Origin of the sequence: Streptomyces sp. BR123, assembly GCF_013401435.1 — a bacterium.
Classification (GTDB): Bacteria; Actinomycetota; Actinomycetes; order Streptomycetales; family Streptomycetaceae; genus Streptomyces.
Map to the genome: position 1 here is coordinate 1 of NZ_JACBGN010000334.1, position 7,257 is coordinate 7,257.

The 7,257-nt window shown below is 72.9% G+C and carries 6 protein-coding genes and 1 pseudogene; 4 read left to right on the forward strand and 3 right to left on the reverse strand.

The window, feature by feature from the left end; genetic code table 11:
* Positions 1 to 548: 548 nt before the first annotated feature.
* The 4 genes from HYE82_RS31755 to HYE82_RS31770 all read left to right on the forward strand — a co-directional run bounded on the left by HYE82_RS31755 (position 549) and on the right by HYE82_RS31770 (position 4,485).
* Positions 549 to 1,016: a hypothetical protein gene (locus HYE82_RS31755; RefSeq protein WP_179177662.1), complete on the forward strand. Its 468-nt coding sequence runs from the start codon at positions 549 to 551 to the stop codon at positions 1,014 to 1,016.
* Positions 1,017 to 1,024: 8 nt separating this feature from the next.
* Positions 1,025 to 3,499 (forward strand): caspase family protein, encoded by a 2,475-nt coding sequence (locus HYE82_RS31760; protein WP_179177663.1) that lies wholly within the window; start codon positions 1,025 to 1,027, stop codon positions 3,497 to 3,499.
* A 38-nt stretch (positions 3,500 to 3,537) separates the two neighbouring features.
* Complete coding sequence (locus HYE82_RS31765; protein WP_179177664.1) at positions 3,538 to 4,014, forward strand: macro domain-containing protein; 477 nt, start codon at positions 3,538 to 3,540, stop codon at positions 4,012 to 4,014.
* 123 nt (positions 4,015 to 4,137) lie between these two features.
* Positions 4,138 to 4,485 (forward strand): hypothetical protein, encoded by a 348-nt coding sequence (locus HYE82_RS31770; protein WP_179177665.1) that lies wholly within the window; start codon positions 4,138 to 4,140, stop codon positions 4,483 to 4,485.
* Here the strand turns inward: HYE82_RS31770 and HYE82_RS38600 are convergent.
* The 3 genes and pseudogenes from HYE82_RS38600 to HYE82_RS31785 form a co-directional block, all read right to left on the reverse strand.
* Positions 4,478 to 4,630 (reverse strand): annotated as a pseudogene (locus HYE82_RS38600) (DUF397 domain-containing protein); the annotation flags it as partial. The gene HYE82_RS31770 and the pseudogene HYE82_RS38600 sit on opposite strands and share 8 nt — an antisense overlap.
* A gap of 116 nt (positions 4,631 to 4,746) precedes the next feature.
* A complete protein-coding gene (locus HYE82_RS31780) occupies positions 4,747 to 5,544 on the reverse strand; it encodes a hypothetical protein (protein ID WP_309144512.1) in 798 nt (265 codons plus the stop codon).
* Between the two features lie 426 nt (positions 5,545 to 5,970).
* Positions 5,971 to 7,164, reverse strand: a complete 1,194-nt coding sequence (locus HYE82_RS31785; protein ID WP_179177668.1) for a S8 family peptidase — start codon at positions 7,162 to 7,164, stop codon at positions 5,971 to 5,973.
* Between the last annotated feature and the right edge of the window lie 93 nt (positions 7,165 to 7,257).

Genomic DNA, 7,257 nt, shown 5'->3' on the forward strand with positions numbered 1-7,257 from the left:
GGCCGGGGGGTGTGGCGTGCCAGGGGCTTCCCGGCCGCCCATTGTCCTTCCGGGGCGGGCCGGCCTGTAAAGGGCGCTCCTCCTTCGTCGTCGCGTCGCTGCGCGATGGCCTTCGGCCACCCTTGACAGGCCGACCCGCCCCGGAATGCCAACAGACAGCCGGGAAGCCCCGGAGGAACGGCCGGGGGGGACACGATCCGGAACGGCCCCGTCAGAGCAGCAGGGCCACGGGCTGCGCCTTGCCGGGGCGTCGCGCTGCCGGGAACGGCCGCGTGCCCGGGAACACCACAGGCCGCGGTGGAGTCGACTGCGGTCCGGCGGCGCCCCGAAGGGGCGCGGGGAACTGCGCGACCGGCCACAACGGGCCCGCAGGCGATCGCCGGCCCGCCACGGCACGTCCCGCAGAGCACTTGGCCACGGGAGGAGTTGACCCGGCCGGCCGATATGGCCGTTTCCCGGATCCGGCCCGGCTCGCAGTGCCAGGATGTGAGTTGGGGTGATGGGTGGTATCCGGTGCACGGCTGCCGGGCGGTGGGTGAAGGGGATGCATGCGCGTCGATCTGCACGTCCAGGGTGACCGGGCCGATGTGCGCTCGCTCTACCAGTGGCTCTCCCGCGATCCCGTGCTGCGCCGGACCGCCCGCATCGAGCTGGCCGGGCAGGATCCCCGGCCGGGGGACATGGGCGACGTCCTGGACCTGGTGACCCTGATCGTCGGCAGCGGCTGGTCCGCCGCATCGCTCGGGGTGGCTGTCGCGGCCTGGCGCGGGACGCGCCCGAACCCGCCGGTGGTCACGGTTCGGCGCGGCGACCTGGAGGTCGTCCTCGCGGGTGCCGACGAAGCCCAACTCCGGCAGGCCGTGGCCCTGCTGGACCGGCCTGCCGCCGCCCCCGCCGGAGTCGAAGAGGCCGTCTCGGCCGGGGCCACGGTGACCGTCCGGGGCGACGAGGCCGCCGAGGCCGACGGGGTCGGCACGGCAGGCGGGTTCGGCGCTACCGGCGGGCCGGGGGCGTAGGGCGGTCCATGCCGCTGCCCGATCCGGCCGCCTCCCGTGCCGTGCTCATCGGCGTCGGCCGCTACCGCAGCCTGCCGGAACTGCCGCACGTCGCGCGCAACCTCGCCGACCTGCGGACGTTGCTGACCGGTCCCGCCTCCTGGAACCTGCCGGAGACCCACTGCACCGTGCTCGCCGAGCCGTCGAGCCAGGAGGAAGTGCTCGACGCCATCCGCGCGGCCGCAGCCCAGGCCACCGATACCCTCCTCGTCTACTTCGCCGGCCACGGCCTCGTGGACACCGACACCGACGAGTTGTTCCTCGGGCTCCCGAACGCCCGGACCGGGTACGCGTACACCGGAATCGAGTACCGGCACCTGCGCCCGGCCGTCCTCAGGGCCCCGTCCCTGCGCCGGGTCGTGGTGCTCGACTGCTGCTACAGCGGGCTCGCCGCCAATGCCATGAGCGGCGGCGCGGACCTCGCCTCCCACGCGAAGGTCGAGGGCGTCTGCCTCCTCGCGGCCGCCCACGCCATCGCGAGGGCCGAGGAGGGCGAACGGAACACCGCGTTCACCGGGGAGCTGCTCCGCGTCCTCGACCACGGCGTGGCCGACGGCCCGGCCCTGATCGACCTCAACACCCTGTACGAGCAGGCCCGCGCCCGGCTCGTCGCCCGCGGCCTGCCGGAGCCCCAGAAGAGCGACCTCAACACCGCGGGCAGTCTTGGAGTGGCCCGCAATCCGGCCTACCGGCCCGATCTGGCGAAGCCGGAGCGGGCGGCCGAGCCTGAGCCCGAGGCGGACCCGGATGCCGAGGAGCCCGCCGTGCGATACGTCCGCCGCAACCGTGGCGGACACATGCTGCTGTTGGTGGCAGTCTTGTTCGGAGCCCTCCCCGCCTTCTGGAGCCTCGTCGCCTACGGAGACGTCACCACCTTCATGGCGGAGCTGTCGCAGGCGAACCGGAACGGGCAGTCGACTGACGGGGTGTACGCGCGGGTTCCCGACGTCGTATTCAGCTCCTCCCTGCTCCTTGCCGCGCTTGCCGGCTGGCTGGGTGTGCGGCGCTTCCTGGAGCCTTACGGGTTGGAAGTCTCCGCCCACGAAGTCGTGCTCGTCCGAGGGAAGCCCGGGCAGCCCCGCCGCCGGTACCGGTACGCGTGGCACCGGATCTCCGAAGCCCGGTTGGCCTGGAGCCCGCACCTGTTCTCCCGCACCCGCGGGACGTACTACCTCGTGCTGAAGCTGCTGCCCGACACCCCGAAGCGGAGTTACCTGTTCCTCGGTCGCGCTCGGGCCTCCCGGCGCCTCGGCGGAGTGATCGCCGCCGACGTCTCCCGGCTCGAATGCACGCCCGAGCAGCTCGGCAAGGTGCTGGAGCGGTTCGGCGGACCGGTATGGAAGCTGGCACCGGACACGGAGCGTCCGCCGCCCGACGCGTCCCGGAGGCAATCGCGTCGGGTTCCCGCCCAGCGCTTCCACCGGACCACCCGGCGGGCCCGGCTCGCCGTGCTGGCGTTCCTGCTCGCCGCTGTCGCGGCGACACCGGCGACGCTCTCACTGACCGGGCCCCAGCATCTCAGCGTCGTCGACGGCGCGCTCCTGGGGCTGTGGACGCTGCTCCTGTCTGTCCCGGTGCTTCCCCCGGCCGTCTGCGCCTGGTTCCCGGCCGCCCTCACTCTTGATGCAGCGGGCCTGACCTACGTCCACCGGGGCCGGACGGCCCACTGGCCGTGGAACGACGTTGCGCAGGTGGGTGTCGTATCGTGGCGACGGGGCCGGCCTGCCAACGGGGCCTTGTTCGTGCGGCCGGCCGACCTGGATGCGGTCGGCCGAGCGTTGCCGCGCGGCCTGCCATGGCTGGTCCCGCGGCTGGGCGGGGTGATCGTCTGCGATCTGTTCTCGTTCGGCGTCCGGCGGGCCGAGGTCGAGGCGGCACTCGAGTGCTTCGCCCCGCACGCGTGGGATTCCCACGCGCGCCCTGAGCACGGGATCACCTGTGACGATGAGGACGGGGCCCGGTTCGAGGGCAGCACGCCGAGCTGGCGCACGCTGGCCGCCTGCGTGGCATCCGCATGCGCGGTGTTCGCGCTTGTCAGCAGTTCTCCACCGCACGGACGGGACGCGACGCTGCTTCTGCTCTACACGTGCTTCGTCGCCGTCTTTCCGGTGCCGTTCTTCGTTCGGGACCGGTTCGCCCTGATCCTGGACCGGCAGGCTCTCACCTTGCGTGTTCGCGGCCGCAGCCTGGACATTCCGTGGGAGGACATCCACCGGGTGACCCGCAGGAGCAGCGACCTGCGGGACCCAGCCCGAAACCAACTGGTCGTGTGGCTGCGCGAGGGTGCGGCCTCGCGGTACCGGCGCGTGTGGCGGTTCTACGTGGCACGGTCCGGCGGGGAGCTCAGGGTGCTCCTGCTGGACGCGAAGGACCAGTTCCTGCCGCTGCCCCGGGCCCGGGTCGACGCGGCACTGAAGAGGTTCGCGGGGGACCGGTTCCGGTAGGGCCCGGCGTTGTCGGTGGTCCCGCTTACGGTGGGCAGATGACACCGCTGAGGATCATTGATGGGGATGCGACGAGCCCGCAGGCCAAGGGGCCGAAGATCATCGCGCACGTCTGCAACGACATCGGCGGCTGGGGCAAGGGCTTCGTCCTGGCCCTCTCGAAGCGCTGGCCGGAGCCCGAGGCCGACTTCCGGGCCTGGCACCGCAGCCGGGCCCAGAACGACTTCGGGCTGGGCGCGGTCCGGCTGGTCCGGGTCAAGGACGACACCTGGGTCGCCAACATGGTCGGCCAGCGCGGCATCCGCACCGGCAGCGCGGGCGTCCCCATCCGCTACGACGCCCTGGAACGCTGCCTGGCCGCCCTCGCGGACCACGCCCTGGAGCTGGGCGCCTCGGTCCACATGCCGCGGATCGGGTGCGGGCTGGCCGGCGGCAAGTGGTCGCGCGTCGAACCGCTGGTCGCGAAGGCGCTGTCCGCGCGGGGTGTGGCGGTGACGGTGTACGACCGGAGTTGACACCTGCTGGGCCGTTCGGGCGAGGGAGGGACGATTCTGCGCCGTCCGGCAGTGACCTCCGGCGGGTGGCGCCGGAAAGGTGGTTCCTGCACGTAGTTGCTCCTTGTGAGGGGAACTCCATCCATGCGTCTTCGCAATGCTGCCGCCGCCGCGTTCGGTGCGCTGACCCTTGTCCTGACGATCCCCACGTCCGCGGTCGCCGCCACGGGCGAGTTCACGTACGTCTACTCCGGCCTCGACGGCAGCCCGCAGGTGGGCGTCCTGGACGACCCGCCGAGCGGCGAGTGCATCACCCTGCCCGAGGTCGCCGACCCGGGCTCCAGCAGCCCCGCCCACTCGCCGCGCAACCGCACCACCTCCACGGCGACGGTGTTCACCGACCCCGACTGCGAGGGCGACCACTTCACCCTTCGGCCGATCGTCGGACGCGGCTCCGAGCGGCTGAAGCTGCGGTCCGTCGTCTTCAGCTGACCCGGCCGAGGAAGGCCCGCCAGGCCTCGGCGGGGACGGCGAAGGTCGGCCCGTCCTCGCCGAGCTTGGAGTCACGGAGGTGGACAGCGTGGGCACAGGCCGCCACCTCGACGCAGATGCCGCCTTCGTTGTTGCTGTACGTCGAACTTGCGCCAGTTGAAGCCGACCCCTCGCAGTCGGCACCTTGGCCGTCTTCTGGGTCGACATGAACAAGTTGCTCACAGGCCCCCCGCGAGTCGCGTGATGAGCACGCAGGAGGCCTCAACTGCGCGCGTGCAGAGCCTTTGTGAGGAGGCCGCCGCCGACGATCAGGGCCACGCCCAGCCACCACACGTTGGCGTCGAAGACGAGGACGGCGATGCCGATCGGCACCAGCAGGCCGGCCACCGGGAGCAGCAGCGAGGCACGGTTCGGCGGTTCGCGGCTCAGCCCCTTCGCCTCGCGTGCGGCGCGGGCCCGTACGACGTCCGGGTACCAGGCGGTGAACCGGAGGGCGGCGACGATCGCCAGGATCGGGATGATCCAAGTGGTCCACATGTTGTCCGGGCTGCGCAGGATCAGGTCGCCGAAGAGGCCGGCCAGGCCGGCCGCCAGGAAGGCGAGGCCCCACACCCCCGTGATCACGTAGTTGGTCCGGAGGAAGGCGGGCGTGTGCCAGATGGCCGGGTCGGTCTGTTCGCGGGCGTACTGGAGCGTGAACGGCACGCCCACGGCCATCGAGCCGAAGGCGATCGTGGTGAGGGTGAAGTTCGCGACCTCGCCCGCGTACGTCTCCAGCCAGTTGAGTGTGCCGTCGCTCGCGATGACCCCGATGACGGCCATCACGGCGAAGAACACGACGTCGGCCAGTTCCAGGAGCTTCCACGAGGTGCCGCGGTTGACCACGCGGCCGAGGACGACGACGACGACCGCTGCGGCCAGGGAGAGTCCGACCGCGAACTCGAACCGCCCGGGGCCGACCAGCAGGGAGAACAGGATCCACGGCGACATCCCCACGACCGGGTTCTCCAGGAACTCGGACAGGGGGCTGCCGGCCTTGCTGTATGCCTCGGCGCGCACCCTTCCAGCCTGCCCGCCCCCGGCCCGGACGGCCATTCGGGGGTGGGGGTCCCCTGGCGCGGTCGTGTACCGCGGGGGTACAGGGGCCCGCATCCTGGGCCGTGTCTCGTCGGGGTGCGGGGCCGGGCGGGACGGTACGGATCACGGACCACACCTTTGAGCACCGCTTCGTACGAAGCCCCCGCAGCGTCCGCCTCGCGCGGGCCCTGTTCACCCGGCAGGTCCGGGAGTGGAAGCTTCCCGAGGACGCCCTGGAGACCGCGGTGCTGCTCGTCAGCCGCCGCGTGCGGCCGAGCCCGAGGACGAGGCCGGGCGCGGGCTCGCGATCGTCGCCGCGCTGGCCGCGGAGTGGGGTGCCTGGCCCGGGGGCCGGCGGCGTCGGCAAGGTGGTGTGGTTCGAGCTGCACACCGGCGGCCCCGACGGGGTCAGTAGCCCGCGGTGTTGAGGAGCCGGTTGGGGGTGTTGTAGCTGAGGCGGGTCAGGATGTCCTTCGTCGACCGCTGCTCCAGGAAGCCGGCCACCCGGTCCGGGGCCTCGGCGGGGTGGGCCGCCTTGTAGAGGGCGGCGACGCCCGTGACGTGCGGGGCGGCCATCGAGGTGCCGTCCAGGGAGACGCTGCCGCCGGACAGGCGGGCGGAGACGATCTCCTGGCCGGGGGCGTAGAGGGCGACGCACTGGCCGAAGTTCGAGAAGTCCGTCTCCCGGTCGTAGCGGTCGGTGGCCGCCACCGTCACCGCGCGGGACGCCGAGGCGGGGGAGACGTTGCAGGCGTCCTGCGCCTCGTTGCCGGCCGCGAAGACGGGGAGGACGCCCGCGTCGAAGAGGGCGTCGGCGGCGGCGTTGACGGCGCTGGAGCGGGCTCCGCCCAGGGAGCCGTTGAGGACGGCGGGCTGCTTGGCGTTCTCCGCGACCCAGTCGAGGGCTGCGATGATCCCGGAGTACGTGCCCCTGCCGTCGCAGCCGAGGACGCGGACGCTGACCAGGTTCACCTTCGTGGCCACACCGTGCGTGCGGCCGCCGACCGTGCCCGCGACGTGCGTACCGTGGCCGTGGCAGTCCAGGCCGTTCCGGCCGTCGCCGACGGCGTCGAAACCGGCCTTGGCGCGGCCGCCGAACTCGCTGTGCGCGAAGTCGATGCCCGTGTCGAGGATGTACGCGGTCACGCCCGCGCCGTTTCCCTGGACGGTGAACGCGTTGTCCAGCGGCAGCTGCTCCTGGTCGATGCGGTCCAGCCCCCAGGACGTGGCCGCGACCCGCGGCGCGGGCGCGGCGACGGCCGGGACGGGCGGGGCGGTCAGGGCCGCGTCCTCCTCCAGCGAGGTCACGCCCGGCAGCACCCGCACCGCCTTGAGCTGGGCGGCGGTGAGGGAGGCGGCGAAGCCGCGCATCGCCTTGGAGTACGTGAACGACGGCTTCACGCCCGCCACCGCGGCGACCGCGACCGGGTCGGCGGTCTTGTCGAGGGTGACGATGTACTGGCCGGGGATCGCGTTCGCGGAGGTGTGCAGCGGGACCGGGACGGGCTCGTGGGTGTCCGCGGCGGCTGCCGGGCCGAGCACGGCCGGGGCGAGGGCGAGCAGGGCGGCAGCGGCGGTCGTCAGGGGCGCGAGCAGGCGCATGGGCGGGGGCTCCTGGGGGTGGTGTCCGGTGGGAAGGCCGTCACGAGCGGGCCGCCGCCCGCCGGTACGGCGTCGGGCGGCGCCCTTCCCTGC

What these genes read in the sequence shown, in the direction of transcription:
- HYE82_RS31755 (WP_179177662.1), top strand. Translation starts at nt 549, where the DNA reads ATGCGCGTCGATCTGCACGTCCAGGGTGACCGGGCCGATGTGCGCTCG.
- HYE82_RS31760 (WP_179177663.1), top strand. Translation starts at nt 1,025, where the DNA reads ATGCCGCTGCCCGATCCGGCCGCCTCCCGTGCCGTGCTCATCGGCGTC.
- HYE82_RS31765 (WP_179177664.1), top strand. Translation starts at nt 3,538, where the DNA reads ATGACACCGCTGAGGATCATTGATGGGGATGCGACGAGCCCGCAGGCC.
- HYE82_RS31770 (WP_179177665.1), top strand. Translation starts at nt 4,138, where the DNA reads ATGCGTCTTCGCAATGCTGCCGCCGCCGCGTTCGGTGCGCTGACCCTT.
- HYE82_RS31785 (WP_179177668.1), bottom strand. Translation starts at nt 7,164, where the DNA reads ATGCGCCTGCTCGCGCCCCTGACGACCGCCGCTGCCGCCCTGCTCGCC.